General features: G+C 71.1%; 25 protein-coding genes. 16 read left to right on the top strand and 9 right to left on the bottom strand.

Features of this window, described 5'->3' with window-relative positions:
• Positions 1–137 precede the first annotated feature (137 nt).
• The 5 genes from AB4112_RS11050 (at position 138) to AB4112_RS11030 (ending at position 5,292) form a co-directional block, all read left to right on the top strand.
• Positions 138–1,337 (top strand): CaiB/BaiF CoA transferase family protein, encoded by a 1,200-nt coding sequence (locus AB4112_RS11050; RefSeq protein ID WP_441719463.1) that lies wholly within the window; start codon positions 138–140, stop codon positions 1,335–1,337.
• The gene (locus AB4112_RS11045) at positions 1,334–2,200 is read left to right on the top strand and encodes a citryl-CoA lyase (protein ID WP_441719460.1); all 867 of its coding nucleotides are present in this window, start codon (positions 1,334–1,336) and stop codon (positions 2,198–2,200) included. Before AB4112_RS11050 ends, AB4112_RS11045 begins: the two co-directional genes overlap by 4 nt.
• A gap of 74 nt (positions 2,201–2,274) precedes the next feature.
• Positions 2,275–3,255 carry a Bug family tripartite tricarboxylate transporter substrate binding protein gene (locus tag AB4112_RS11040; protein WP_309798109.1) on the top strand — a complete coding sequence of 327 codons (981 nt, stop codon included), beginning with the start codon at positions 2,275–2,277 and terminating at the stop codon, positions 3,253–3,255.
• Positions 3,255–3,782 (top strand): tripartite tricarboxylate transporter TctB family protein, encoded by a 528-nt coding sequence (locus AB4112_RS11035; protein ID WP_441719457.1) that lies wholly within the window; start codon positions 3,255–3,257, stop codon positions 3,780–3,782. Before AB4112_RS11040 ends, AB4112_RS11035 begins: the two co-directional genes overlap by 1 nt.
• A 1-nt stretch (position 3,783) precedes the next feature.
• On the top strand, positions 3,784–5,292 hold the full coding sequence (locus tag AB4112_RS11030; protein WP_309798113.1) for a tripartite tricarboxylate transporter permease: 1,509 nt from the start codon (positions 3,784–3,786) through the stop codon (positions 5,290–5,292).
• Between the two features lie 4 nt (positions 5,293–5,296).
• Here AB4112_RS11030 and AB4112_RS11025 read toward each other — a convergent pair whose 3' ends face one another.
• Positions 5,297–5,527, bottom strand: a complete 231-nt coding sequence (locus tag AB4112_RS11025) for a hypothetical protein (protein WP_309798117.1) — start codon at positions 5,525–5,527, stop codon at positions 5,297–5,299.
• 107 nt (positions 5,528–5,634) lie between these two features.
• Here AB4112_RS11025 and AB4112_RS11020 point away from each other — a divergent pair, with 107 nt between their 5' ends.
• Together AB4112_RS11020 and AB4112_RS11015 are read left to right on the top strand one after the other, a co-directional pair.
• The gene (locus AB4112_RS11020) at positions 5,635–6,708 is read left to right on the top strand and encodes a LacI family DNA-binding transcriptional regulator (protein ID WP_441719453.1); all 1,074 of its coding nucleotides are present in this window, start codon (positions 5,635–5,637) and stop codon (positions 6,706–6,708) included.
• Between the two features lie 88 nt (positions 6,709–6,796).
• The gene (locus AB4112_RS11015) at positions 6,797–7,108 is read left to right on the top strand and encodes a hypothetical protein (protein WP_309798121.1); all 312 of its coding nucleotides are present in this window, start codon (positions 6,797–6,799) and stop codon (positions 7,106–7,108) included.
• 21 nt (positions 7,109–7,129) lie between these two features.
• Here AB4112_RS11015 and AB4112_RS11010 read toward each other — a convergent pair whose 3' ends face one another.
• Both AB4112_RS11010 and AB4112_RS11005 read right to left on the bottom strand, forming a co-directional pair.
• Positions 7,130–7,831: a haloacid dehalogenase type II gene (locus AB4112_RS11010; RefSeq protein WP_309798122.1), complete on the bottom strand. Its 702-nt coding sequence runs from the start codon at positions 7,829–7,831 to the stop codon at positions 7,130–7,132.
• 45 nt (positions 7,832–7,876) lie between these two features.
• Positions 7,877–8,272 carry a winged helix-turn-helix transcriptional regulator gene (locus tag AB4112_RS11005; RefSeq protein ID WP_309798124.1) on the bottom strand — a complete coding sequence of 132 codons (396 nt, stop codon included), beginning with the start codon at positions 8,270–8,272 and terminating at the stop codon, positions 7,877–7,879.
• A 56-nt stretch (positions 8,273–8,328) separates the two neighbouring features.
• Here AB4112_RS11005 and AB4112_RS11000 point away from each other — a divergent pair, with 56 nt between their 5' ends.
• Together AB4112_RS11000 and AB4112_RS10995 are read left to right on the top strand one after the other, a co-directional pair.
• On the top strand, positions 8,329–8,658 hold the full coding sequence (locus AB4112_RS11000) for a nuclear transport factor 2 family protein (RefSeq protein ID WP_441719448.1): 330 nt from the start codon (positions 8,329–8,331) through the stop codon (positions 8,656–8,658).
• Positions 8,655–9,461 carry an SDR family oxidoreductase gene (locus AB4112_RS10995; RefSeq protein WP_309798128.1) on the top strand — a complete coding sequence of 269 codons (807 nt, stop codon included), beginning with the start codon at positions 8,655–8,657 and terminating at the stop codon, positions 9,459–9,461. Before AB4112_RS11000 ends, AB4112_RS10995 begins: the two co-directional genes overlap by 4 nt.
• Positions 9,462–9,627: 166 nt before the next feature.
• Here AB4112_RS10995 and AB4112_RS10990 read toward each other — a convergent pair whose 3' ends face one another.
• On the bottom strand, positions 9,628–10,572 hold the full coding sequence (locus AB4112_RS10990) for a 2-hydroxyacid dehydrogenase (RefSeq protein ID WP_309798130.1): 945 nt from the start codon (positions 10,570–10,572) through the stop codon (positions 9,628–9,630).
• Positions 10,573–10,811: 239 nt separating this feature from the next.
• On the opposite strand from AB4112_RS10990, the gene AB4112_RS10985 reads away from it, so the two are divergent.
• The 3 genes from AB4112_RS10985 to AB4112_RS10975 all read left to right on the top strand — a co-directional run bounded on the left by AB4112_RS10985 (position 10,812) and on the right by AB4112_RS10975 (position 14,284).
• Positions 10,812–11,351 (top strand): glutathione peroxidase, encoded by a 540-nt coding sequence (locus AB4112_RS10985; RefSeq protein WP_441719443.1) that lies wholly within the window; start codon positions 10,812–10,814, stop codon positions 11,349–11,351.
• 298 nt (positions 11,352–11,649) lie between these two features.
• Positions 11,650–12,891, top strand: coding sequence for an MFS transporter (locus tag AB4112_RS10980; RefSeq protein ID WP_441719440.1), 1,242 nt, complete (start codon positions 11,650–11,652; stop codon positions 12,889–12,891).
• Position 12,892: 1 nt separating this feature from the next.
• On the top strand, positions 12,893–14,284 hold the full coding sequence (locus AB4112_RS10975) for an FAD-binding oxidoreductase (protein WP_441719437.1): 1,392 nt from the start codon (positions 12,893–12,895) through the stop codon (positions 14,282–14,284).
• Here AB4112_RS10975 and AB4112_RS10970 read toward each other — a convergent pair whose 3' ends face one another.
• On the bottom strand, positions 14,285–14,713 hold the full coding sequence (locus AB4112_RS10970; RefSeq protein ID WP_309798138.1) for a MarR family winged helix-turn-helix transcriptional regulator: 429 nt from the start codon (positions 14,711–14,713) through the stop codon (positions 14,285–14,287).
• Positions 14,714–14,816: 103 nt separating this feature from the next.
• Between AB4112_RS10970 and AB4112_RS10965 the strand changes: the two genes are divergently transcribed.
• Positions 14,817–16,670, top strand: coding sequence for a chloride channel protein (locus AB4112_RS10965; protein WP_441719433.1), 1,854 nt, complete (start codon positions 14,817–14,819; stop codon positions 16,668–16,670).
• A 3-nt stretch (positions 16,671–16,673) separates the two neighbouring features.
• Here the strand turns inward: AB4112_RS10965 and AB4112_RS10960 are convergent, their stop codons facing one another.
• Positions 16,674–17,456: a gamma-glutamyl-gamma-aminobutyrate hydrolase family protein gene (locus AB4112_RS10960; RefSeq protein ID WP_441719431.1), complete on the bottom strand. Its 783-nt coding sequence runs from the start codon at positions 17,454–17,456 to the stop codon at positions 16,674–16,676.
• Between the two features lie 232 nt (positions 17,457–17,688).
• Here AB4112_RS10960 and AB4112_RS10955 point away from each other — a divergent pair, with 232 nt between their 5' ends.
• Together AB4112_RS10955 and AB4112_RS10950 are read left to right on the top strand one after the other, a co-directional pair.
• On the top strand, positions 17,689–18,090 hold the full coding sequence (locus AB4112_RS10955; protein WP_309798144.1) for an SET domain-containing protein: 402 nt from the start codon (positions 17,689–17,691) through the stop codon (positions 18,088–18,090).
• Positions 18,087–18,578, top strand: coding sequence for a GNAT family N-acetyltransferase (locus AB4112_RS10950; protein ID WP_441719428.1), 492 nt, complete (start codon positions 18,087–18,089; stop codon positions 18,576–18,578). The genes AB4112_RS10955 and AB4112_RS10950 overlap by 4 nt, the downstream gene beginning before the upstream one ends.
• 16 nt (positions 18,579–18,594) lie before the next feature.
• Here the strand turns inward: AB4112_RS10950 and AB4112_RS10945 are convergent, their stop codons facing one another.
• The 3 genes from AB4112_RS10945 to AB4112_RS10935 form a co-directional block, all read right to left on the bottom strand.
• Positions 18,595–19,842: an MFS transporter gene (locus AB4112_RS10945; RefSeq protein WP_441719425.1), complete on the bottom strand. Its 1,248-nt coding sequence runs from the start codon at positions 19,840–19,842 to the stop codon at positions 18,595–18,597.
• Positions 19,843–19,943: 101 nt separating this feature from the next.
• Positions 19,944–20,852, bottom strand: a complete 909-nt coding sequence (locus AB4112_RS10940) for a LysR substrate-binding domain-containing protein (RefSeq protein WP_441719422.1) — start codon at positions 20,850–20,852, stop codon at positions 19,944–19,946.
• 71 nt (positions 20,853–20,923) lie between these two features.
• Positions 20,924–21,553: a LolA family protein gene (locus tag AB4112_RS10935; protein WP_309798152.1), complete on the bottom strand. Its 630-nt coding sequence runs from the start codon at positions 21,551–21,553 to the stop codon at positions 20,924–20,926.
• A 222-nt stretch (positions 21,554–21,775) separates the two neighbouring features.
• Here AB4112_RS10935 and AB4112_RS10930 point away from each other — a divergent pair, with 222 nt between their 5' ends.
• Positions 21,776–22,993 (top strand): mandelate racemase/muconate lactonizing enzyme family protein, encoded by a 1,218-nt coding sequence (locus tag AB4112_RS10930; RefSeq protein ID WP_309798153.1) that lies wholly within the window; start codon positions 21,776–21,778, stop codon positions 22,991–22,993.
• Position 22,994 lies beyond the last annotated feature (1 nt).

The raw sequence follows: 22,994 nt of genomic DNA, 5'->3' as shown, positions 1-22,994 counted from the left end.
GTGCCCGCACAGTGTCGCGCAACATCGTTCTGACTGCCAGAACGATATTGCACCTGACGGAATTCCAGACTAATAGAACATCATTCTATCAGTCGGAACGACCGTCCGGAAACAGGGCGGTCCCGCGGGAGGGCACCTTGGGTCTGCTGTCGGGCGTGCGGGTTCTCGATCTGACCAATGTGCTGGCCGGGCCCTTCGCCGGCTATCAGCTGGCCCAGCTGGGCGCCGACGTGATCAAGGTCGAGACGCCGCAGGGCGGCGACCTGGCCCGCCAGCTGGGCGCCGACCCCGAGCTGAACCGCCGCCACATGGGCGTGTCCTTCCTGGCCCAGAACGCCGGCAAGCGGTCGATCACCCTGAACCTGAAATCGCCCCAGGGCGTCGCCGCCTTCAAGCGGCTGGTCGCCACCGCCGATGTGGTGATCGAGAACTTCCGGCCCGGGGTGATGAACCGGCTGGGCCTGGGCCCGGCTGTGCTGATGGAAGCGAAGCCCGACCTGATCTACTGCGCCATCTCCGGCTTCGGCCAGGACGGGCCGCTGCGCGACAACCCGGCCTATGACCAGATCATCCAGGGCCTGTCCGGGGTGATGAGCGTGACCGGCGACGCCGAGAGCGCGCCGCTGCGGGTCGGCTATCCCGTCGCCGACACCATGGGCGGCATCACCGCCGCCTTCGCCGTCGCCGCCGCCCTGGTGCAGCGCGGCCGCACCGGCCAGGGCGAGGTGATCGACGTGTCGATGCTGGAATCGACCCTGGTGGCGATGGGCTGGGCGGTGTCGAACTGGCTGATCGCCGGGGTGGCGCCGCGGCCGATGGGCAACGAGAACATGACCGCCGCCCCGTCCGGCACCTTCCGCACCGGCGACGGCCTGCTGAACATCGCCGCCAACAAGCAGGAGCAGTTCGTGACGCTGTGCCGGCTGATCGGCCGCGACGACCTGGCCGCCGACCCGCGGTTTTCCGAGCGAGAGGAGCGCAAGCGCCATCGCGCCGCCCTGACCGCCGAGATCGAGGCGGCGCTGGCGGACAAGCCCGCCGCGGAATGGTCGCCGCTGCTGAACCGCCACGGCGTGCCGGCCGGCGAGGTGCTGTCGGTGCCGGCGGTGCTGGAGCACCCGCAGCTGGTCGAACGCGGCCTGCTGCAGCGCTTCGAGACGGTGCCCGGGGTCGACCGGCCGGTCCGGGTGGTGCGCAGCGGCTTCCGCCTCGCCAGCGGCGATCCCGCCCCGTCCGGCCCGCCGCCGGCGCTGGGCGCAGATACCGGTTCGATTCTGGCCGAACTCGGATACTCTGCCTCCGAGATCGATGCCCTGAGGGGAGAGGGGGCACTATGAGCGGACGTCCGCAGAAGACGCCCGAGGACTGGTGGGCGACCGGCATCATCGAGATGCGGCCGGGCCATATCGCCATGCGCGGCTATGCCATCGAGGACCTGATCGGCCGCGTCTCCTACGCCGAGATGGTCTATCTGATGACCCGGGGCGAGCTGCCGGGCCGCGAGGCCGCGGCGCTGCTGGAGGCGGCGCTGGTCGCCGCCGTCGACCACGGGCCGCAGGCGCCGTCGATCGCCGTCGCCCGCATCGCCGCCACCTGCGGCGTGGGTATCAACAACGCCATGGCCTCGGCCATCAACACCCTGGGCGACGTCCATGGCGGCGCCGGCGAGCAATGCGTCGCCCTGTATGGCGAGATCGCCGCCGCGCTGCCGGAGGGCGAGATCGATCCGGACGAGCTGCACCGGGCGGCCGCGGAGGCGATCGACGCCCTGGCGGCGCGCGGCATCCGGCATGTGCCGGGCTTCGGCCACCGCTTCCACCCGCTGGACCCGCGCGCGCCACGGCTCTTGGCCCTGGTCGACCGCGCCGCCGAGGCCGGCACCGTGACCGGGCGCTTCGCCGCCATCGCCCGCGCGGTCGAGGCGGTGCTGGCGGCGCGCAAGGGCAAGCCGATCCCGATGAACATCGACGGCGCCACCGCCGTGGTGTTCGCCGAGCTGGGCTTCCCCCCGCCCCTGTGCCGCGGCCTGTTCGTGCTGTCGCGCTCGGTCGGGGTGCTGGCCCATGCCTGGGAGGAGATGCAGTCGGGCGAGCGCAACAAGGGCCCGATCCCGCGCCACCTGATCTGGAGCTACACCGGCCAACCCGCGCGGCCGGTGCCCAAGCCTCGCGAGGACCAAGACGAGGCGTCGACACACTGAGAACCGCGCCGGCCGGCCGCCGGACAAGGACGCCCGAGAGCGTCCGGCTTCACTATCGACACGGGGGAGACCTGATGATCAACCGACGCCACCTTCTGCTCGGAACCCTCGCCGCCCCGGCGCTGGCCGGGCTGGCGACGCTGCTGCCGGCCGGACGGGCCGAGGCCGCCATCGACCTGCTGAAGATCTTCGTGCCGGCCGCGCCCGGCGGCGGCTGGGACCAGACCGCGCGCACCATCGAGCAGGTGCTGCGTGCCACCGGCGCCGTCGGCGGGGTGCAGATCACCAATGTCGCCGGCGCCGGCGGCGTGGTCGGCCTGCCGCAATTCGTCAACCAGTGGAAGGGCCAGGGCAACGCCCTGATGGTCGCCGGCATGGTGATGGTCGGCGCCATCGTCGCCAACAAGAGCTCGGTCGACCTGACCAGCACCACGCCGATCGCCCGGCTGACCGGCGAGTTCCTGGCCCTGGTGGTGCCGGCGGAATCGCCGTTCAAGACCGCCAAGGACTTCGCCGACGCGCTGAAGGCCGACCCCACCAAGGTGCCGGTGGCCGGCGGTTCGGCCGGCGGCTCCGACCACATCCTCTTGGGCCTGATCGCCAAGGCGGTCGGCGTCCAGGCGTCGCAGCTGGGCTATGTCGCCTTCGCCGGCGGCGGGCCGGCCACGGCGGCGCTGCTGGGCAACCAGGTCGCCGCCGGCATCTCCGGCTACGGCGAGTTCTCCGAGCAGGTCAAGGCCGGCAAGCTGCGCATCCTCGCCATCTCGGCCGACAAGCGCCAGCCCGGCATCGACGCCCCGACCCTGATCGAGCAGGGCATCCCGGTGGACCTGTTCAACTGGCGCGGCGTGTTCGCCCCGCCGGGTGTCGACGACGCCGAGCGCGCCGCGATGATCGAGATGATCAAGGCGCTGGCCGCGGCGCCGCAATGGGCCGAGGCCTGCAAGACCCGCGACTGGACCCCGATCCCGCTGTTCGGCGACGAGTACAAGGCGTTCCTCGAGACCGAGACGGCGCGGATCGCCGGCATCCTCAAGGATCTCGGGCTGGCCTGATGAGCGGGCAGCAGGCGGACCGGCCGGTGCCGCGGCACCGGCCGGTGGGGGAGCTGGTCATCGCGCTCGGCGTGATCGCCCTCGCCATCGTGATCTACTGGCAGACCCGGGCGATGCCGGTGTCGCCGATCTACGCCCAGGCCGGGCCGACCATCGCGCCGAAGATCTCGGCCGCGGGCCTCGGCCTGCTGGGCCTGGCGCTGCTGGCCTCCGCCCTGCGCGGCGGCTGGCAGCCGGAGGATGAGCGCGAGACGGCGCCCGACCTGCCGGCCCTGCTGTGGGTCCTCGCCGGGCTGGTGCTGAACGTGCTGCTGATCGGCGTCGCCGGCTTCACCGTCGCCTCGATCCTGCTGTTCGTCTGCGTGGCGCGGGGCTTCGGCTCCCGCGCCTTCCTGCGCAACACCCTGATCGGCGCCGCCTTCGCCCTGATCGCCTATTTCGGCTTCGCCGAGGCGCTGGGCATCAACATCGGCGCCGGCTGGGTCGAGAACGGCCTGGATTCGCTGCTGCGCGGCAGGGGGCATTGAGATGGACAGCTTCAACCAGCTGCTGCACGGCTTCGCCGTCGCGCTGACCCCGGTCAACCTGCTGTGGTGCCTGCTGGGCACCACCGTCGGCACCGCCATCGGCGTGCTGCCCGGCATCGGCCCGGCGCTGACCATCGCGCTCTTGCTGCCGATCACCTTCCAGGTCGAGCCGGCGGCGGCCTTCATCCTGTTCGCCGGCATCTACTACGGCGCGATGTATGGCGGCTCCACCACCTCGATCCTGCTGAACACGCCGGGCGAGAGCGCCACCATCGTCACCGCGCTGGAGGGCAACAAGATGGCCCGCAAGGGCCGCGGCGGCGCAGCGCTGGCGACCTCGGCCATCGGCTCCTTCGTCGCCGGCACCATCGGCACGCTGGGCATCGTCTTCCTGGCGCCTGTCGTGGTCGACTTCGCGCTGAGCTTCGGCCCGGCCGAGTACTTCTCGCTGATGGTGTTCTCCTTCGTCACCGTCTCGGCGGTGCTCGGCTCCTCCGCCATCCGCGGCCTGACCTCGCTGTTCGCCGGCATCTTCCTCGGCCTGGTCGGCATCGACCTGCAGACCGGCCAGGCGCGCTTCACCTTCGGGGTGCCGGAGCTGCTGGACGGCATCAATGTCATCGTCGTCGTGGTCGGGCTGTTCGCGGTCGGCGAGACCTTCTACGTCGCCTCGCGCTACCGCCACGGCAAGGACGAGATCATTCCGCTGAAGGGGTCGATCTGGATGACGCGGGACGAGTGGAAGCGGTCGTGGAAGCCGTGGCTGCGCGGCACCGTCATCGGCTTCCCGATCGGCGCCATGCCGGCCGGCGGGGCCGAGATCCCGACCTTCCTGAGCTATTTCGTCGAGAAGAAGCTGTCGTCGAAGCCGGAGGAGTTCGGCCATGGCGCGATCGAGGGCGTGGCCGGGCCCGAGGCGGCGAACAACGCCTCCACCGCCGGGGTGCTGGTGCCGCTGCTGACCCTGGGGCTGCCGACCTCGGCCACCGCCGCGATCCTGCTCTCGGCGTTCCAGAGCTACGGCATCAACCCCGGGCCGCTGCTACTGGAGAGCCAGCCGACGCTGGTGTGGGGCCTGATCGCGTCGCTGTTCATCGGCAACGTCATGCTGCTGGTCCTGAACCTGCCGATGATCGCGCTGTGGGTGAAGATGCTGCAGATCCCGGCGCCGCAGCTCTATGCCGGCATCCTGGTCTTCGCCACCATCGGCACCTACGGCATCACCCAGTCGCCGGTCGACCTGGTGCTGCTCTATGTCGTCGGCGCCATCGGCTACGTCATGCGGCGCTACGACTTCCCGACCGCGCCGGTGATCATCGGCATGATCCTGGGGCCGCTGGCGGAGCAAAACTTCCGCCAGGCGATGACGATCTCGGCCGGCGACATCTCGGCGCTGGTGACCCGGCCGCTGTCGGCCACGCTGCTGGCGCTGGCGGTGCTGGCGCTGTTCGGGCCCAGGCTCTACGCCCTGGCCACCCGGCCACGGCAGCCGAGCCGCACACCGGGCTGACCGGTCACGCCGCCCGCCGCGGCGGCGGACAGCGATCCTGCATCGGGGACGGCACCGCGCCGTCCCCGATCGCGTTTCCGGGCGGGGCCGCAGGCCTCGCCGCAGCCGCGGCCTCCTGGTCCGCCGCGAACGCCTCCAGCTCCGCCGCCACCGTCGGTGGCAGGTGCGAGAACCGACCGGCCAGCCTGCGTTCCATGAGATAGCCGACCAGCGGGAATCCGGTCATGAATGCCATGACGGTCTCCTTTGAATCGATTTTTTGAATCGATTCATATTTGGTGCGGACGGTCCCGTGGTCAAGCAGAATTTGAATCGGTTCAAAGCAGCCGGTAGGGTGTCGCCATGACCGCGGACGATCCTCTCCCGAAGCCCAAGGCCCGGCTGCGCGACATCGCCGTCGCGGCGGGGGTGGCGCAGGGCACCGTCTCCAACGTCTTCAACCATCCCGAGCGGGTCAGCGACGCGATCCGCGCCAAGGTGATGGCAGCGGCCGAGGCGCTGGGCTACCAGGGCGCCGACCCGCTGGCCCGGATGCTGCGCACCGGCCATATCGGCACCATCGCGGTGGTGATCCCGGAGGGGCTGGGCTACGCCTTCGGCGACCCGGCGGCGCTGGCCCTGATCCAGGGCGTCGCCGCGGTGTGCGACGAGACCGGTCGCGGCATCTCGGTCTACGCCGCCGCGGATGTCGAGGCGGCGCGCAAGGCCCTCGCCTCGGCCGCGGTCGACGGCTTCATCATGTACTGCATGGAGGAGGAGCCGGGCGTCCTCGACATCATCCGCGGCCGCGGCCTGCCGGTGGTGACGGTCGACCAGCCGCTGCTGGAGGGCTGCCGCACCGTCACCGTCGCCGACCGCAGCGGCGCCGCGGCAGCCACCCGGCACCTGCTGGGCCTGGGCCACCGCCGCATCGGCGTGCTGTCGATGGAGCTGATGCCGGATTCGCGCGAGGGCGAGGTGTCGCTGGACCGGATCCACGGCTCGATCTACGCCGCCGGCCAGGAGCGGCTGTTCGGCATTCTCGACGCGGCGTTCGCGGCCGACATCCCGGCCGCGCGGCTGCCGATCGAGGAATGCCTGTTCGACGTGGAGTCAATCGAGCGCGGCACGGCGCGGCTGCTGCAGCGCCAGCCCGGCCTGACCGCGATCCTGGCCACCTGCGACCGGCTGGCGCTGGGGGCAATGGGCTGGCTGGCGCGGCAGGGACTGGCGGTGCCGGGCGACGTCTCGGTGATCGGCTTCGACGACATCCCGGCCGCCGCGACCGCCGCCCCGCCGCTGACCACCATCCGCCAGCCGCTGGTCGGGAAGGGCCGCGCCGCCGCCGGGCTGCTGATCGACCCCGGCGACCGCCGCGAGATCCATTTCGAGACCGAGCTGGTGCTGCGCGGCTCGACCGGCCCGGCCAAGGGCTGACCCGGAACCATTCCCGCCGCGCCGGGTTTTTCAGGCCGCCCGCGCGCTTCGCCGCGGGATCCCGAGAGAGCCCAAGGGGAGCCCTTCCGTGAAGAGCCTCTTTCTCGCCGCGACCCTGACGCCGCTGCTGGCCCTGCCGGCCTTCGCCGACTGCACCGCCGATTTCACGGCGCAGACCAGCAAGATCCCGGCCCTGCAATCCGCCTCGCTGTTCAAGCTGGGCGCGCCGCCGGCCGAGAAATGCGCGGCGCAGAAGGACCTGCTGGACGGCTACATCAGGCTGAGCGAGATCTACAAGACCTGCCAAGCCGAACTGAAGATCCCGGAGTCGGACATCAAGGACCAGGACCAGGTCATCGCCGACCAGCAGCAGAGCTACGCCCAGGATTGCGGCGGCTGATCCGGGCCGGTCCGCGGAGTCTCAAGCCCCGACCAGGGCCGGCAGCTCCGCCAGCGACGCCACCTGCCGGTCCGGCGCACCGGGCAGGCGTTCCGGCCGCTGGCCGTAGCGGTTGCACCACACCACGCGCAGGCCGAAGGCCGAGGCGGCGAAGGCGTCCCAGGCGTTGGACGACTGGAAGGCGATTGCCCCGGCCGGCAGGCCGAGCGTGTCGAGCGCCAGCTGGTAGACGCTGGGATGCGGCTTGTAGACACCGACCTGCTCGACCGACAGCACCGCGTCGAACTGGTCCTGCAGCCCGGCGCCGGCGACCAGCGCCTCCAGCATCGCCGGCGTGCCGTTGGACAGGATCGCCGTCTTCAGCCCGGCGGCACGCAGCCGGCGCAGCACCGCCGGCACCTCCGGGAACGGTTCGAGCGTGAGGTACAGGTCCATCAGCCGGTCGCGCAGGCCGGGTTCGCGGATCCCCTGCGTCTCCAGCGCGAAATCGAGCGCGTCGCCGGTGACCTGCCAGAAATCGGCGTGGCGGCCCTGCACCGCCCGCAGCCAGGAATAGCCGAGCTGCTTGTCGCGCCACAGCGCGGCCAGCGGGCCGACCCGGTCGCCCAGCGCATCGGCGCAGCGCCGGGCGGCCGAGACCAGGTCGAACAGGGTGCCATAGGCGTCGAAGACGCAGGCCTTGACCCCGGTCAGTGGCACCCCGGTCAGCGGATCGGTGTCCATGCTGTCACTCGCTCCTCGGTCGTGGCCCCCCGGACTCCGTTCGTGTCAGCCCGCCGCCGGGTCAGCCGCCGCGTCGTCCGGCCGCAGCTCCGCCCATCGCAGGATCTCGTCCAGCGCCGGGCACAGCGCCTGGCCCCAATCGGTCAGCCCGTATTCGACCTTGGGCGGCACCTGGTGATGGACGATGCGGCGGACCATGCCGTCCGCCTCCATCCCCCGCAGCTGCTGGATCAGCATCTTTTGCGAGATGGCGGGGATCGCGCGCTCCAGCTCCGAGAAGCGCAGCACCTTGCCGCCGAACAGGTGGAACAGGATCAGCAGCTTCCACCGCCCCTCCAGCATCTTCAGCGCCTGTTCGATGCCCTCGGCCGCGCTGCCGGCGGTGTAGGCCGGGCGCTTACTTTCCGGTGGGTACCTTACTTTTTCGTGCGTTCTTGCCATTGCGAAACCGTATTCCCATCCTTGGCGTCATGCAATCCGCCCGCCGAGGAGCCGTCATGACCCTGTCGCTGCCCGAACCGATCGCCACCTACATCGCCGCGGAAAACGCCGATAATGCGGCGGCGCTGTCGGCTTGCTTCGCCGCCGACGCCGTGGTCCGCGACGAGGGCCGCACCATCCGCGGCCTGGAGGCGATCGCGGCCTGGAAGGCCGAATCCAAGCGCAAATACCAGCACACGGTCGAGCCCCTTGATGTGACCGAGGCGGACGGCAGGACCGTGCTGACCGCCCGGGTCACGGGCCAGTTCCCCGGCAGCCCGGTCGAGCTGCGCTTCGCCTTCGGCCTGGCGGGCGACAGGATCGCGTCCCTGGAGATCGTGGGATGACCAGCCGTCGTCCCGTCTTCACCGCCGACCCGCGCGAGCTGGCAGGCCGGCGCGCCCTGGTGACGAGTGGCAGCCGCGGCATCGGCGCCGCGGTGGCGGCGCGGCTGCGCCGGGCCGGGGCCAGGGTCCTCGCCGTCGCCCGCAGCCGGCCCGCCGAGCTGGACGATGGCGAGCCGTTCGTGGCGGCGGACCTGGCCACGGCCGAAGGCTGCGCCGCCGTGGCCGATGCGGTGCGCGGCGATCTCGGCGGCGCCGACATCATCGTCCACGTCCTCGGCGGGTCGAAGGCGCCGTCCGGCGGCTTCGCCGTGCTGGACGACCGGGAATGGCAACGCGCCTTCGACCTGAACCTGCTGCCTGCTGTGCGACTGGACCGGGCGCTGCTGCCGGAGATGCTGGACCGGGGGTCGGGCGTGATCGTCCATGTCGGGTCGATCCAGAGCCGGCTGCCGCTGCCCGAGGCCACCACCGCCTACGCCGCGGCCAAGGCGGCGCTGTCCACCTATAGCAAGGCGCTGTCGAAGGAGGTCGGCCCCAGGGGCGTGCGCGTGGTGCGGGTGTCGCCGGGCTGGGTCCAGACCGACGGCGCCACCGGGCTGATCGCGGAGCTGGCGGCCAAGCTGGGCACCGACACCGAGGGCGCCCGCCAGGCCCTGATGGCATCGCTGGGCGGCATCCCGATCGGCCGCCCCGCCTGGCCGGAGGAGGTGGCGGAGCTGGTGACCTTCCTGGCCTCCGACCGCGCCGCATCGATCCATGGCAGCGAGCATGTGATCGATGGCGGCACCGTGCCGGTGGCCTGAGAGCCTGTTTGATAATGCACCTGGCGCGGCCGTCTGACGGCGGTTTCTGCACTTCCGGTGCTCACGGACCCAAACGTCCGCTGCGCGCCGGGTCTCGAAACCACCGCCAGCCGACTCACGCCAGCGTATTTCCAAACAGTCTCTGAGCCGCAGGCCGCCGCTTTCGTCAGCGCGCGTTGGTCAGGGGCCGGCCGGCGAAGAAGTTGTCCAGGCTTTCGATCGTCATCCGGCACATCTCGCGATGCGCCGCCTGGGTCATGCTGGCGATGTGCGGCGCCAGCACCACATTCTCCAGCCGGATCAGCGCCTCCGGCACCGCCGGCTCGTGCTCGAACACGTCGAGTCCGGCGCCGGCGATGGTGCCGGACTCCAGTGCCGCGATCAGCGCCGCCTCGTCCACCACCTCGCCGCGGGCGATGTTGACGACATGGCCCTGCGGCCCCAGCGCCGCCAGCACGCTGCGGTCGACGATGCCGCGGGTGCTTTCGTCGGCGCGGCAGGCGACGACCAGGATGTCGGCCCATTCCGCCAGCGACGCCAGCGTGTCGTGATAGGCCCAAGGGGCATCCGGCTTCGGCCGGCGGTTGTGGTAGGCGACCTCCATGTCGAAGGCCGCCGCCCGGCGCGCGATCTTCTCGCCGATCGAGCCGAGGCCGAGGATGCCGACGCGACGCCCGGCCATGCCGGTCGAGATCAGCGCCGGCGGTGCCGCCGGCTTGGTCCAGCGCCCGGCGCGCAGGAAGCGTTCGCCCTCGCCCAGCCGGCGGACGCTGGCCAGCAGCAGCGCCAGCGCCATGTCGGCGACGCAGGCGGCGTTGGCGCCGATGTTGCTGGTGACGACGATGCCGCGCTCCCGCGCCGCGACGATATCGATCCGCTCATAGCCCGAGCCGTAGCAGGCGATGATGCCGAGGTTGGGCAGCCGCTCGATCAGCGCGCGGTCGATGCCGATCACGCCGATGGTGACCACGCCGCGGATGCGGTCGGCCTGCGGCAGCGGGTCGGCGGCGATGCCGGCGAAGGCCCGCTCGACCAGGTCGTAGCGCTCGCGCAGCGGGCGGAGCGACGCTTCCGGCATGCCGGGATGAAGGTTCAGGACGGTTTCGGGCACGGGCGTGGATCCATCGCCGGGGAGGTCCGGCCGAGATCCGTCCTAGCACGGGAGGCCGGCCGCGGCGACCGGCCGCCGATGCGGCCGGCGCAGATCCGCCATCGCCGGGCCGCGGGCGGCGAACAGGGTCTTGTCCGGCGCGGCCTGACGGTGCAGCGTGGCGGGACGATCCTGAGATCGTCATCCGGACCGCCCGGCGCGGCGTATCCATACGGACGACGTGGCTTGGAGATCCCGCGATGCTGGCCCGATTCCTGCTCCTGGTGCTGATCATGACCACGACCCCCGCCGCGGCCACGCCGCTCGACTGGTCCGCCTTGCCGCTGCCGAAGATCGAGGGCGGCGCCTTCACCCCCGACGCCTTCGCCGGCAAGGTGGTGCTGGTGGTGAACACCGCATCCTTCTGCGGTTACACCAAGCAGTATTCCGGGCTGGAGCAGCTGTGGGCCGGGCATCGCGACCAGGGCTTCGTCCTGCTCGGCGTACCGTCGAACGACTTCGGCGCGCAGGAGCCGGGCAGCGCCGACGAGATCAAGGATTTCTGCGAGACCACCTTCGGCATCGACTTCCCGATGCTGGCCAAGCAGGTGGTGGTCGGCGACACCGCGCATCCGCTGTATCGCTGGGCGGCGAGCCAGGCCGCCGGCGCGGTGCCGAAATGGAACTTCCACAAGCTGCTGATCGGCCGCGACGGCACCCTGCTGGACGCCTTCCCGAGTTCGGCCGAGCCGACCGGGCCGGAGGTGACGAAGGCGGTTGAGGCGGCCCTGGCGCGCTGATTCACCAACCCCCGCATCTTCCCCGCGACCTATTTGTCCGATCTGTCGCAACGGACGCTTGCAGCCGCGTCCGGATGCGGCTTACGATCGAAATACCTTAAGCTTAAAACAATTGGCAGGGCTGGAGACGGCCGTACCGCGCAACCGCGGTGACGGCCAAACTCGGCCCGGCGATCCGACGTCGGGCCGGCACCCGTCCGGGGCCTGTCCCGTCGTCCAACGCGGGGGGCAGGGCATGTCGGCAGACGCAGCAGCAGTCGCGGTCTCGGCACGCGATGGCGGGACCCTGAGACGGGCCGTGATCGCCTCGGTCGTGGGCAACACGCTCGAATGGTACGATTTCTTCCTGTACGGCACCGCCGCGGCGCTGGTCTTCGGCCGGCTGTTCTTCCCGGCCGGCACCGACCCGATGGTCGGCACGCTGGCGGCCTTCGCCGGCTACGCCATCGGCTTCATCGCCCGGCCGCTGGGCGGGCTGGTGTTCGGCCATCTCGGCGACCGCCAGGGCCGCAAGGTCGCCCTGGTCTGGACCCTGTCGATCATGGGCTTCGCCACATTCGCCATCGGCCTGCTGCCGGTCTACGCCACCGCCGGGATCTGGGCGCCGGTGCTGCTGGTGGCGCTGCGCCTGCTGCAGGGCGTGGCCGCCGGCGGCGAATGGGGTGGCGCTGTGCTGATGACGACCGAGAACGCGCCCGCCGGACGGCGCGGCTTCTACGGCGCCTGGAGCCAGGTCGGGGTCGGCGGCGGCTTCATCCTGTCCGCGCTGGTCTTCTACCTGGTGCAGCAGCTGCCGGAGGCCGACTTCCTGGCCTGGGGCTGGCGCATCCCGTTCCTACTCAGCGTCGCGATCTTCGGCGTCGGCATCTACATCCGCTTCAGCGTGCAGGAGAGCCGCGACTTCCAGGAGGCCGCCGAGCGCACCGGCGTCCCGCACCAGCCGATCCTGGAGCTGTTCCGCCGGCATCCGCGCGAGATGCTGGTCGGCATCGGGGCGCGGCTGGCGGAGATGGGCGGGTCGCACCTGATGATCGTGTTCTCGCTGGCCTACGGCAAGTTCGTGGGGGCGCCGACCGATGTGCTGCTGCTGGGCGTCGCCCTGGCCATGGCCGTCGATGCGGGGATGATGCTGGTGTTCGGCGCCCTGTCGGACCGCTACGGGCGCCGCCGCGTCTATCTGTTCGGCATCATCACCATGGCCGCCTTCGGCTATCCCTTCTTCCTGATGATCGCCAGCCAGTCGACCGCCCTGATCCTGCTGGCGCTGCTGGTCGGCAACGGCGTCTGCCATGCCGCCATGATCGGGGTGCAGCCGGCCCTGTTCACCGAGCTGTTCCCGACCGAGCTGCGCTATTCCGGGCTGGCCGTGGCGCATGAGGTGTCGTCGGTGGTGGTCGGGGCGGCGCCGCTGATCGCGACGGCGCTGTTCGCGCATTACCAATCGGCGGTGCCGGTGGCGATCTACCTCGCCGTGCTATGTCTGCTTTCGGCCATTTCCGTGCTGTGCGCCCGGCCGGCGCGGCCCGACACCGGAGTTTAGGATGACCGAGGCGGCGACCATCGCCGATGCCGCAGTGGCGGCCCTGCTGGCGGCGCTGGGGGCGGACCTGGTCCGCACCGGCGACGCGATCGACCCGCGCTTCCACCACGACTGGGCCGACTACCCGGCGACGCGGCCGAAGGCCCTGGTGCTGCCCCGGACCACCGAGGACGTGTCCGCCGCCCTGCGGATCTGCCACGCGCATCGCCAGGGGGTGGTGACGCAGGGCGGCCTGACCGGGCTGGCCGGCGGCGCCCATCCCGGCCCCGATGACGTCGCCCTGTCGCTGTCGCGCATGGTCGGGATCGAGGAGGTCGACGCCTCCAGCGCCACGCTGACGGCGCTGGCCGGCACGCCGCTGGAGCAGCTGCACCAGGCGGCGGAGGCGGCAGGCTTCACCTGCGGCATCGATCTCGGCGCCCGCGGCAGCTGCACCATCGGCGGCAATGTCGCGACCAATGCCGGCGGTATCAACGTGCTGCGCTACGGCATGACCCGGCAGAATGTCCGCGGGCTGGAGGTGGTGCTGGCGGACGGCACCGTGGTCCGCTCGCTCAACAAGCTGATCAAGAACAACACCGGCTACGACTGGCCGCAGCTGTTCATCGGGGCGGAGGGCACCCTGGGCGTCGTCACCCGCGTGGTGCTGGCCCTGCACCCGCCGGTCCGCAGCCGGCAGACGGCGCTGTGCGCGATCCGGGACTTCGACGCGGCCCTGGCGATCCTGCGCTTCCTGGAGGAGGAGATCCCCGGGCGGCTGCTGGCTTTCGAGGCGATGTGGCCGGACTTCTACCGCTTCGCCACCCGGACGGCGGGGATATCGGCGCCGCTGCCCGGCGACGCGCCGCTGTACCTGCTGGTCGAGACCAGCCTGCCCGACCAGGAGAGCCTGGAGGCGCCGCTGGCCGTCCTGCTGGAGCGCGGGCTGCTGCACGACGCGGTCCTGGCCAAGTCGGAGGAGGAGCGGCGCAAGCTGTGGGCCATCCGCGAGGTGCCGGCGGAATACGCCCGGCATTTCCGCGGCGGCAGCGTGAAGTTCGATGTCGGCATCCCGCTGGGCCATATGGGCGAGGCGGTGCGCACCCTGCGGGACCTGATCGACCGCAGCTGGCCGGAGGCGACCGCCGTGTTCTACGGCCACGTCGCGGACAGCAACCTGCACCTGGTGCTGGGGCGGCTGGACGGCGCTGTCCTGCCGCAGCACGAGATCGAGGACGCGGTCTACGGCATCGTCTCGCGCTTCGAGGGGTCGGTGTCGGCGGAGCACGGGATCGGCCGCAGCAAGAAGGCCTACCTGCCGCTGTCGCGGTCGCCCGAGGAGCTGGGGCTGATGCGCCTGATCAAGGGCGCGATCGACCCGCTCGGCCTGCTCAACCCCGGCAAGGTGCTGTAGCTACCCCTCCGTTCCCAGCCGGGCCAGCAGCGCCGCGAGCGACGGCCCGAGGCGGCGCAGCTCGTCGCGATGGATCGCCGACAGGCCAGCCAGCACGGCTTCGGCCTGGTCGGTCAGCGCGACATGGATGCGGCGGCGGTCCGCCGGATCGGCCTCACGCCGCACCAGCCCCAGCGCCTCCAGCCGGTCGACCAGCCCGACCGTGCTGTGGTGCCGCTGCACCAGCTGCTCCGCCAGCTCGCCGATCGTCACGGAGTCGCGCCCGGGGAAACCCTTGATCGCCAGCAGCGCCTGGTGCTGCTGTGGCGTCAGCCCTTCCGCCTTCGCCGCCTCGCCGCTGAAATCGAGGAAACGCCGCAGGGCATGGCGGAAGGCGGCCAGCGCCTCGTAATCCGCCTTGGTCAGGGCCGTCTCGGGGGCCTCGGTCATCGGGTCGCACTTCCCTGCCCTTGAAATTATATCGTACTGCGATATTTATCCGGCATCCGGGCTCAGCGTCGGATACCCCTTTGATCATCCGGAATCCGGCCTCATGTCGAGACCCGCAGACCAGGCGGCGCCATCCCGCGCCGCATCGGCCCGTCCCGCTCCGCATCCGCCCGGCCCGGCCGACCGCGCCGTCAGCCGGTCCGTCCGCATCCTGGGCGACTTCACGGTCGACCCCGGCGTGCTGCGGCTGGTCGCCATGGCGCCGATCGTCGGCACCGCCGGCACCGCGGCCGCCTGGGTGCTGCTGCAGCTGATCGCGCTGGTCACCAACCTCGCCTATTTCGGCCAGATCTCCACCGCCCCGGTCGATCTCGGCCAATCTCCCTGGGGCATCGCCGCAGCGCTGGTGCCGCCGGTCGGCTGCCTGATCATCGGGCTGATGGCCCGCTACGGGTCGGAAAAGATCCGCGGCCACGGCATCCCCGAGGCGATCGAGGCGATCCTGATCGGCAGCAGCCGGATCCAGCCCAAGGTGGCGATCCTGAAGCCGCTGTCCTCCGCCATCTCGATCGGCACCGGCGGGCCGTTCGGCGCCGAGGGGCCGATCATCATGACCGGCGGCGCGCTGGGGTCGCTGTTCGCCCAGCTGTTCCACCTGACCGCGGCGGAGCGCAAGACCGTGCTGGTGGCCGGCGCCGCCGCCGGCATGACCGCGATCTTCGGCACCCCGGTCGCGGCCGTGCTGCTGGCGGTCGAGCTGCTGCTGTTCGAATGGAAGCCGCGCAGCCTGATCCCGGTCGCCACCGCCGCGATCGCCGCCGCGGCCTGGCGCCCGCTGGCCTTCGACGCCGGCCCGCTGTTCGCCTTCCACGGCATGGTCGACCTGTCCGGCCCGGCCCTGGCCGCGGTGATCGGCGTCGGCATCGTCGCCGGCCTGGGATCCGGCATCCTGACCGCGCTGGTCTACGGCTTCGAGGACCTGTTCGAGAAGCTGCCGATCCACTGGATGTGGTGGCCGGTGCTGGGCGGCATCGCCATCGGCGTCGGCGGGCTGATCGACCCGGCGGCGCTGGGCGTCGGCTACGACTCGATCCGCGCCCTGCTGGCCGGCAGCCTGTCGCACCAGGAGGTGCTGCGGCTGTTGATCGTCAAGGCGCTGATCTGGTCGATCGCGCTGGGGTCCGGCACCTCCGGCGGCGTGCTGGCGCCGCTCTTGATCCTGGGCGGGGCGCTGGGCGCGCTGGAGGGGCTGGTGCTGCCCGGCGGCACCGGCGTGTGGGCCCTGCTGGGCATGGCGGCGATGATGGGCGGCACCATGCGGTCGCCGCTGACCGCCGCGGTGTTCGCGGTCGAGCTGACCGGCGACCTGGCGATGCTGCCGGCGCTGCTGGCCGCCTGCATCGCGGCCTATGCGGTGACGGTGCTGCTGCTGAAGCGGTCGATCCTGACCGAGAAGATCGCCCGGCACGGCCACCACGTGCTGCGCGAATACATCGTCGACCCGTTCGAGCTGACCCGCGTCGCCGACGTCATGGTGGCGCCGGTGGACACCCTGCCGGCGGCGATGACGGTGCAGGACACCATCGCCTTCTTCACCAGCGACGCCGACCGCCCGCGGCACAAGAGCTATCCGGTGGTCGACGCGGCCGGTCAGGTGGCGGGCATGGTGGCCCGCGCCGACGTGCTGCGCTGGACCGTCGCCGGTTGGCCGCACGGCACCACGCTGGGCGAAACGCTGGCAGATGGGCCCCTGCTGGCCGGCCATCCCGACGAGATGGTCGGCCGGCTGGCCGACCGCATGGCGGAAGCCGATATCGGCCGCGTGCCGGTCACCCGGCGCGAGGACGGGACCCTGGTCGGCATCGTCGCGCGCAAGGACCTGCTGCGGGTGCGCGCCAAGCTGCGGAGCGAGGAGATCGAGCGCGCGGGGCTGCTGCGCCCCGGCGGGCAGCGCTGAGGCCTATTCCGCCGCGGCGCGGTGGGCGTCGCGGTCGGCGACATAGCGGCGGACCGCCACGCCGAAGGCCTTGAACAGCGCGGTCGAATCCGGGTTCTCGCGGAAGCGCCATTCCGGGTGCCACTGGGTGGCGAGGCCGAAATAGGGGGCGGCCTCGATCCGCACCGCCTCGATCTGGCCGTCCGGCGCCGTGGCCTCGACCGCCAGGCCGGCGCCGAGCCGGTCGATGCCCTGGGCATGGATGGTGTTGACCGTGGTGCCGGCCTTGCCGAACAGCGCGGCCAGCGCGCCGCCTTCCGCCAGGGCCACGTCATGCGCCGGGCCGTACTGGACCTCGACCGCCTTGCTGTCGTCGGCACGGTGGTCGACCCGGCCGGGCACCCGCTCGACATGCTGGTGCAGCGTGCCGCCGCAGACCACGTTCAGCTCCTGCAGCCCGCGGCAGATCGCCAGCACCGGGATGCCGCGTTCGATGGCGCGGCGGATCAGCGGCAGGGTGGTGGCGTCGCGGTCCGGGTCGTGCAGCGTGCCGGGTTCGCTGGCCTCGCCGTCATAGTGCTTCGGCTCGACATTCGAGGCGCTGCCGGTGATCAGCAGCCCGTCCAGCCGGTCCAGCACGGCGTCGATGTCGTACCAGCCGCCCAGCGCCGGGATCAGGAAGGGCAGGCAATCCGCCCCCTCGGACACCGCGCGGATGTACTTGTCGCCGACCGCGTGGAAGGGGTGGGCCCCGACCGGCTTGATGCAGGCGGGAATGCCGACGACGGGGCGGGACGGGGCAGGCATGCGATGGCTCCAGGACCAGGCGCCGCGCGGCGATGCGGCGACAGCCCTATATTTCGGCCCGCGGCCGGTTTCGACCAGCCCTGCACGGACGGGAATGGCCCTGCGGCGGGCGCATGGCTCGCGGCGCGGGATCGGCGCGGCTGCCCGCCTCGACAATGCCTTGTTCTGCCCCCTATCGGCCGGCCGGGATCCGTGGTTATAAGCGATTCAGAACAGCGAAAGCGGGGGCCCCATGTTCCTGGTTCCGACCTATGTCGCGCCGAGCGCCATCCATGGCCTGGGCGTCTTCGCCACCGCGCCGATCGCCCGGGGCACGCCGATGTGGCGGTTCGAGCCGGCGCTGGACAAGGTGGTGCCGGAGGATGTGGTGGCCGCCCTGCCCGACGTGCCGCGCCGCTTCTTCGAGACCTACGCCTATCTGTCGCCGGACATTCCGGGCGGCTTCGTGCTGAACGGCGACGACGCCCGCTTCCTGAACCATGACGACGACCCCAACACCGACAATTCCGGCCCGGTGACCCTGGCCGCGCGCGACATCGCGGCCGGCGAGGAGATCACCTGCGACTACCTGGTGTGCTGCCTGGAGGAGCGCGACGGCCCCCTGGCGCGCCGGCTGGAAACCACGGGGTCGTGAGCGGCGGCCTGACCGTCCGGCCGATCCGCGAGGCCGATCTCGACGCGGTGCGCCGGCTGCAGGCCGAGTCCTTCGCCGCCCTGGCCACCGCCCTGCACAGCCCGGCGCAGATCGCAGCCCATGTCGCGATGATCATGGCGCCGGACTATGCCGGGGACCTGCTGTCCAACAACATCCTGGTGGCCGAGGCGCCGGGCGGCGCGCTGGTCGCCACCGCGGGCTGGTGCCGGGTGCCGGACGACGCCGCCGTGGCCCGGCTGCGCAAGGTCTTCGTCGCCCCCGACCGGGCCGGCCAGGGCCTGGGCCGCCGCATGGTCGAGGCGGCAGAGGCTGCCGCCCGTGCCGCCGGCTTCGCCCGCTTCCGGGTGCGCGCCAACGCCAATGCCGAGGTCTTCTACGCCAGGCTCGGCTACCGCGCGATCCGGCACGAGGAGATGCCGACCCCCGCGGGCGTCGCCATGCCGACCGTGATCATGGTGAAGGGCTGAGAGCGGGCCCTGCGCGTCAGGCCCGCGCCGGGGCGGAGTGGACCGGGATGGTCACCGCCCGGTCGTTGATCGGGAAGTGCAGCGCCGCCGCCACCAGCCCGGCGGCCGCGGTGGCCGCCCAGATCAGCGAATAGGAGCCGGTGACGTCGAAGACGAAGCCGCCCAACCAGGCGCCCAGGAACGAGCCGATCTGGTGGCTGAGGAAGCAGACGCCGAACAGCGTCCCGAGATGGCGCGTGCCGAACACTTTCGCCACCAGCCCGCTGGTCAGCGGCACCGTCCCCAGCCAGGTCAGCCCCATCACCGCCGCGAAGATGACGACCGAGGCGCTGGATTTCGGCAGCAGGAAGAAGGCGGCGATGGCGACGCCGCGGATCAGGTAGAGCCATCCCAGCACATAGTGCTGGCGGTAGCGCCCGCCCAGCCAGCCGCAGGCCCAACTGCCCACCATGTTGAACAGCCCGATCAGCGACAGGGCGGTGGCCCCGAGCCCGACCGGCATGTGGCAGAGGACCAGGTAACCCGGCAGATGGGTTCCGATGAAGGCCAGCTGGAATCCGCAGGTGAAGAAACCGATGGTGAGCAGGCGATAGCCGCTGTGGCGACAGGCCTGGGACAAAGCCTCGCCCAGCGACGGCGGCGGCGGGCCTTGCACCGGCGCGACGCTCGACTCGCGGCGGTCGAGGATGATGCCGAGCGGCGCCGCCGCCAGCACCAGTAGCGCGAGCACGAGAAGCGATGCGGCGATGCCTGAGGTTTCCGTCACCACCTGCGCCAGGGGCACGATCAGGACCTGGCCGAGCGACCCGCCGGCGCTGGCGAGGCCCATCGCCATGCTGCGCTTCTCGGCGGAGGCGACGCGGCCGACCGCGGTCAGCACCACGCCGAAGGTGGTGCAGCTGACGCCGATGCCGACCAGCACACCCATGCCGACAACCAGCATGATCCCCGACGGCGCCACGGCCGCGAGCACCAGCCCGGCGGCGAAGGCGACCGCGCCGAAGGCCACCACCGGCGCGGCGCCGTAGCGGTCCGCGGCGGCGCCGGCGAAGGGCTGGGCGAAGCCCCACACCAGGTTGTGCAGGGCGATGGCGAAGGCGATCAGGGTCACCGGCAGGCCGCGGTCGAAGGAGAACGGCCCGATGAACAGCCCGAAGGTCTGCCGGATCCCCATCGCGGCGCTGAGGATCAGCGCGGCCGCCAGGACCACCAGCGTGGCCTTGTTCCTGAACGTGCCAAGATATGGTCGATGTGCCGCCGGCATGCTGGGCCCTCCCTCGACCGGACAATGGCAAGGGGCGGCCGCAGCGGCAAAGGAGAAGGTTTCGACGATGGATGAAGGATCTTCACCTGTCGCCCGATCCGTCAGGGCTCCCGGCAACCCTCGAAGGCTTCGGCCTCGCGCAGCAGCCATTGCTTGAAGCCCAGCAGGTCGGGCCGGTGGTCCGCCCCGTCCGAGCTGACCAGCCAGTAGGCGGTCTGGGCGATCCTCTCTTCCGGGCTGATGGCGACCAGCGTCCCGGCAGCGAGGTCGCGGTCCACCAGCGGGCGCCGCCCCAGCGCCACGCCGAGGCCCTCGATGGCGGCCTCGAACGCCAGCTGGATGGTGTCGAAGCGCAGGCCCCCGGCGGATTCGACGCCGGCGACGCCGCTGCCGTCCAGCCAGGCCTGCCAGTCCTCGCTGGCGGGGGTGACATGGATCAGGGTCGCCCGGCGCAGATCGATGGCCCCGGCCTCATCGACCAGGGTGTCGCGATAGGCCGGGCTGCACACCGGCACCAGCCTTTCGCCGAACAGCCTGGTCCAGGCCGCCCCGGCGACCGGGGCCCGGCTCATCCGCAGGGCGAAATCGAAGCCGTCGACGGGAAAGCCGACCTGGCCCCGCGAGGTATCGACGCTGACGCTGACATTCGGCCAGCGCTTGCTGAAGCCGTGCAGCCGCGGCAGCAGCCAGCGCGAGGCGAGGGTCGGGGCGCAGCTGACCGCGATGGTGCGGTTGGCGCGGTGGTTCGGCAGGCGCTGCGTCCCCATCGCGATCAGGGACAGCGCCTCGGAGACATAGGGCAGGTAATCCGCGCCCTCCGGCGTCAGCGACAGCCGACGGGGCTCGCGGATGAAGAGTTCGACGCCGAGGGCCTGCTCCAGCCCCACGATGCCGTGGCTGACCGCGCTCGGCGTCACGTTCAGCTCCGCGGCGGCGAGCTTGAAGCTGCGATGCCGTCCGGCGGCCTCGAAGAACCGAAGGGGCGACAGCGGTGGCAGGCGCAGCGGCATCACATGTCCCCGACGTCGGCTCGACCGATACCCACCCCAACAGCCCGCAAGGCCCGCGACAGGAGCTTACGTCAGCGCGACGGCCGGCGGCCGCGTGGCACGATGAACAGCTTGTTGTCCAGCTCCACCCCCGGGCGGATGCCGGTCAGGTCGACCTGGGTGACGGTGCCTTGTGGGTCGACCGCCACCCAGCTCTGCAGCAGGATCGGCGTGGCCGTGAAGTTCAGGGTCAGGCTGCCGTCGTCCGGCTTGTCGGTCTGCACCAGCTGGACGCTGAGCAGGTTGTTGCCGCGGGTGACCTTGGTGACGGTGACGTCGCCCGACAGCTTGACGTTCGCCCGGGTGATGAAGTCGGCGATGGTGGAGCCCAGCGGCACGTCCTTCCGCTGGTTGAGCTCGGCATCGTAATAGGTCAGCCAGGTGCCGTCGGCGATGTACATGAACGAGATCGGCGGCTCGTATTCCAGCCGCATCTTGCCCGGCCGCTTCAGGTAGAAATGGCCGCGGTAGAGGTCGGTGTTGTTGGTGGTCTGGACGAAGTCCGCCTGCACCGTGGTCAGCCCGCCGAGATACTGCTCGACCCGCCGCAGGTCGGCCTGGTCCTGGGCGGTCAGCTGCGCCGGCTGGACCGCGGCGACGGCGGGGCCGGCGGCGAGGAGGAAGGCGGCCAGGGCCGCGGCGATGAGGCGTGCGATCGTCATGTCGGTCCGATTAGCCCGGTTGTGTGTTCCAAGTTGGGCACGGATCGCCGGAAGTCCAGTGCGGCCTTTGCGGATGGCCGGCAGTTCACCATCCCGCCAGGATCGAAAGCCCGCCGGGATCGAGAGAACGTCGCGCCTGAGGCAGCGGGGTTCGAACCGAGGCGCAAACCCGGACACCGCACTGTTAGGATGGGCCCGGTTTCGCAGCAGCCGAGGCACCGCATGAAGATCGCATCGCTCCAGACCCATGTCGTCGCCGTGCCGCCGCCGCATATCGGCGGCATGTACTGGATCTTCGTGCAGCTGAAGACCGACGACGGCATCGAAGGCGTCGGCGAGATCTACTCGACCGCCTTCCACCCCCGGGCGATGGTGCCGCTGATCGACGACGTGTTCGAGCGCCACCTGCTGGGCCACGACCCGCACCGGATCGAGCGGTTCTGGCGGTCGGCCTATTCCAGCGGCTTCACCCAGCGCCCGGACCCGACGATGATGGGCATCGTCTCGGGGCTGGAGATGGCCTGCTGGGACATCATCGGCAAGGCGGCGGGCCGGCCGGTCTACGACCTGCTGGGCGGCCTGGTGCATGAGAAGCTGCGCGCCTACACCTATCTCTATCCGAAGAACGCGGCCGGCGAGTTCGACTTCAACGACCCCGATTTGGCCGCCGAATGCGCGGTCGAGATGGTCGGGATGGGCTTCACCGGGGTGAAGTTCGACCCGGCCGGCCCCTACACCGCCTATTCCGGGCACCAGGTGTCGCTCGGCGTGATGGACCGCTGCGAGACCTTCTGCCGCAAGGTGCGCGAGGCGGTGGGCAGCAGTGCCGACCTCTTGTTCGGCACCCATGGCCAGATGGTGCCGTCCTCGGCCATCCGCCTGGCCAAGCGGCTGGAGAAATACGACCCGCTGTGGTTCGAGGAGCCGGTGCCGCCGGGGCAGGAGGAGGCGATGGCGCAGGTGGCGCGCGCCACCTCGATCCCGATCTCGACCGGCGAGCGGCTGTGCACCAAATACGAGTTCCAGCGGGTGCTGGAGCTTGGCGCCGCCTCGATCCTGCAGCCCGATATCGGCCGGGTCGGCGGCATCCTGGAGACCAAGAAGATCGCCAGCATGGCCGAGGCCTACTACGCCCAGATCGCGCCGCATGTGTATTGCGGCCCGGTGGTCGCTGCCGCCAGCATCCAGATCGGCGCCTGTTCGCCGAACTTCCTGATCCAGGAATCGATCCTCGATTACGGCGGTTTCCACGGCGAGATCCTGAAGACGCCGCTGACCTTCGACGACGGCTATCTGATCCCGTCGCGCGAGCCCGGGCTGGGGGTCGAGCTGAACCTGGACGTGGTGGCGAAGCATTCGCCCTACACCGGCGACCGGCTGCACCTGCAGATGGCGTCCGAGCCGGCCGACGTGAAGCAGTTCGCCCCGGCGCGGGGGTGAG

The organism is Inquilinus sp. 2KB_23 (genome assembly GCF_052115705.1).
In the GTDB taxonomy this organism is placed as follows: domain Bacteria; phylum Pseudomonadota; class Alphaproteobacteria; order DSM-16000; family Inquilinaceae; genus Inquilinus; species Inquilinus ginsengisoli_A.
The sequence above is the reverse complement of the archived record's forward strand: the minus strand, read 5'-3'. Positions and strand labels throughout refer to the sequence as shown.

Coding starts and splice junctions, on each gene's coding strand:
- AB4112_RS11045 (WP_441719460.1), top strand. CDS start 1,334: ATGAGCGGACGTCCGCAGAAGACGCCCGAGGACTGGTGGGCGACCGGC.
- AB4112_RS11030 (WP_309798113.1), top strand. CDS start 3,784: ATGGACAGCTTCAACCAGCTGCTGCACGGCTTCGCCGTCGCGCTGACC.
- AB4112_RS10970 (WP_309798138.1), bottom strand. CDS start 14,713: ATGACCGAGGCCCCCGAGACGGCCCTGACCAAGGCGGATTACGAGGCG.
- AB4112_RS10985 (WP_441719443.1), top strand. CDS start 10,812: ATGCTGGCCCGATTCCTGCTCCTGGTGCTGATCATGACCACGACCCCC.
- AB4112_RS10975 (WP_441719437.1), top strand. CDS start 12,893: ATGACCGAGGCGGCGACCATCGCCGATGCCGCAGTGGCGGCCCTGCTG.
- AB4112_RS10960 (WP_441719431.1), bottom strand. CDS start 17,456: ATGCCTGCCCCGTCCCGCCCCGTCGTCGGCATTCCCGCCTGCATCAAG.
- AB4112_RS10945 (WP_441719425.1), bottom strand. CDS start 19,842: ATGCCGGCGGCACATCGACCATATCTTGGCACGTTCAGGAACAAGGCC.
- AB4112_RS10955 (WP_309798144.1), top strand. CDS start 17,689: ATGTTCCTGGTTCCGACCTATGTCGCGCCGAGCGCCATCCATGGCCTG.
- AB4112_RS11025 (WP_309798117.1), bottom strand. CDS start 5,527: ATGGCATTCATGACCGGATTCCCGCTGGTCGGCTATCTCATGGAACGC.
- AB4112_RS10995 (WP_309798128.1), top strand. CDS start 8,655: ATGACCAGCCGTCGTCCCGTCTTCACCGCCGACCCGCGCGAGCTGGCA.
- AB4112_RS11000 (WP_441719448.1), top strand. CDS start 8,329: ATGACCCTGTCGCTGCCCGAACCGATCGCCACCTACATCGCCGCGGAA.
- AB4112_RS10930 (WP_309798153.1), top strand. CDS start 21,776: ATGAAGATCGCATCGCTCCAGACCCATGTCGTCGCCGTGCCGCCGCCG.
- AB4112_RS11035 (WP_441719457.1), top strand. CDS start 3,255: ATGAGCGGGCAGCAGGCGGACCGGCCGGTGCCGCGGCACCGGCCGGTG.
- AB4112_RS11005 (WP_309798124.1), bottom strand. CDS start 8,272: ATGGCAAGAACGCACGAAAAAGTAAGGTACCCACCGGAAAGTAAGCGC.
- AB4112_RS11020 (WP_441719453.1), top strand. CDS start 5,635: ATGACCGCGGACGATCCTCTCCCGAAGCCCAAGGCCCGGCTGCGCGAC.
- AB4112_RS10935 (WP_309798152.1), bottom strand. CDS start 21,553: ATGACGATCGCACGCCTCATCGCCGCGGCCCTGGCCGCCTTCCTCCTC.
- AB4112_RS11010 (WP_309798122.1), bottom strand. CDS start 7,831: ATGGACACCGATCCGCTGACCGGGGTGCCACTGACCGGGGTCAAGGCC.
- AB4112_RS10965 (WP_441719433.1), top strand. CDS start 14,817: ATGTCGAGACCCGCAGACCAGGCGGCGCCATCCCGCGCCGCATCGGCC.
- AB4112_RS11040 (WP_309798109.1), top strand. CDS start 2,275: ATGATCAACCGACGCCACCTTCTGCTCGGAACCCTCGCCGCCCCGGCG.
- AB4112_RS10940 (WP_441719422.1), bottom strand. CDS start 20,852: ATGCCGCTGCGCCTGCCACCGCTGTCGCCCCTTCGGTTCTTCGAGGCC.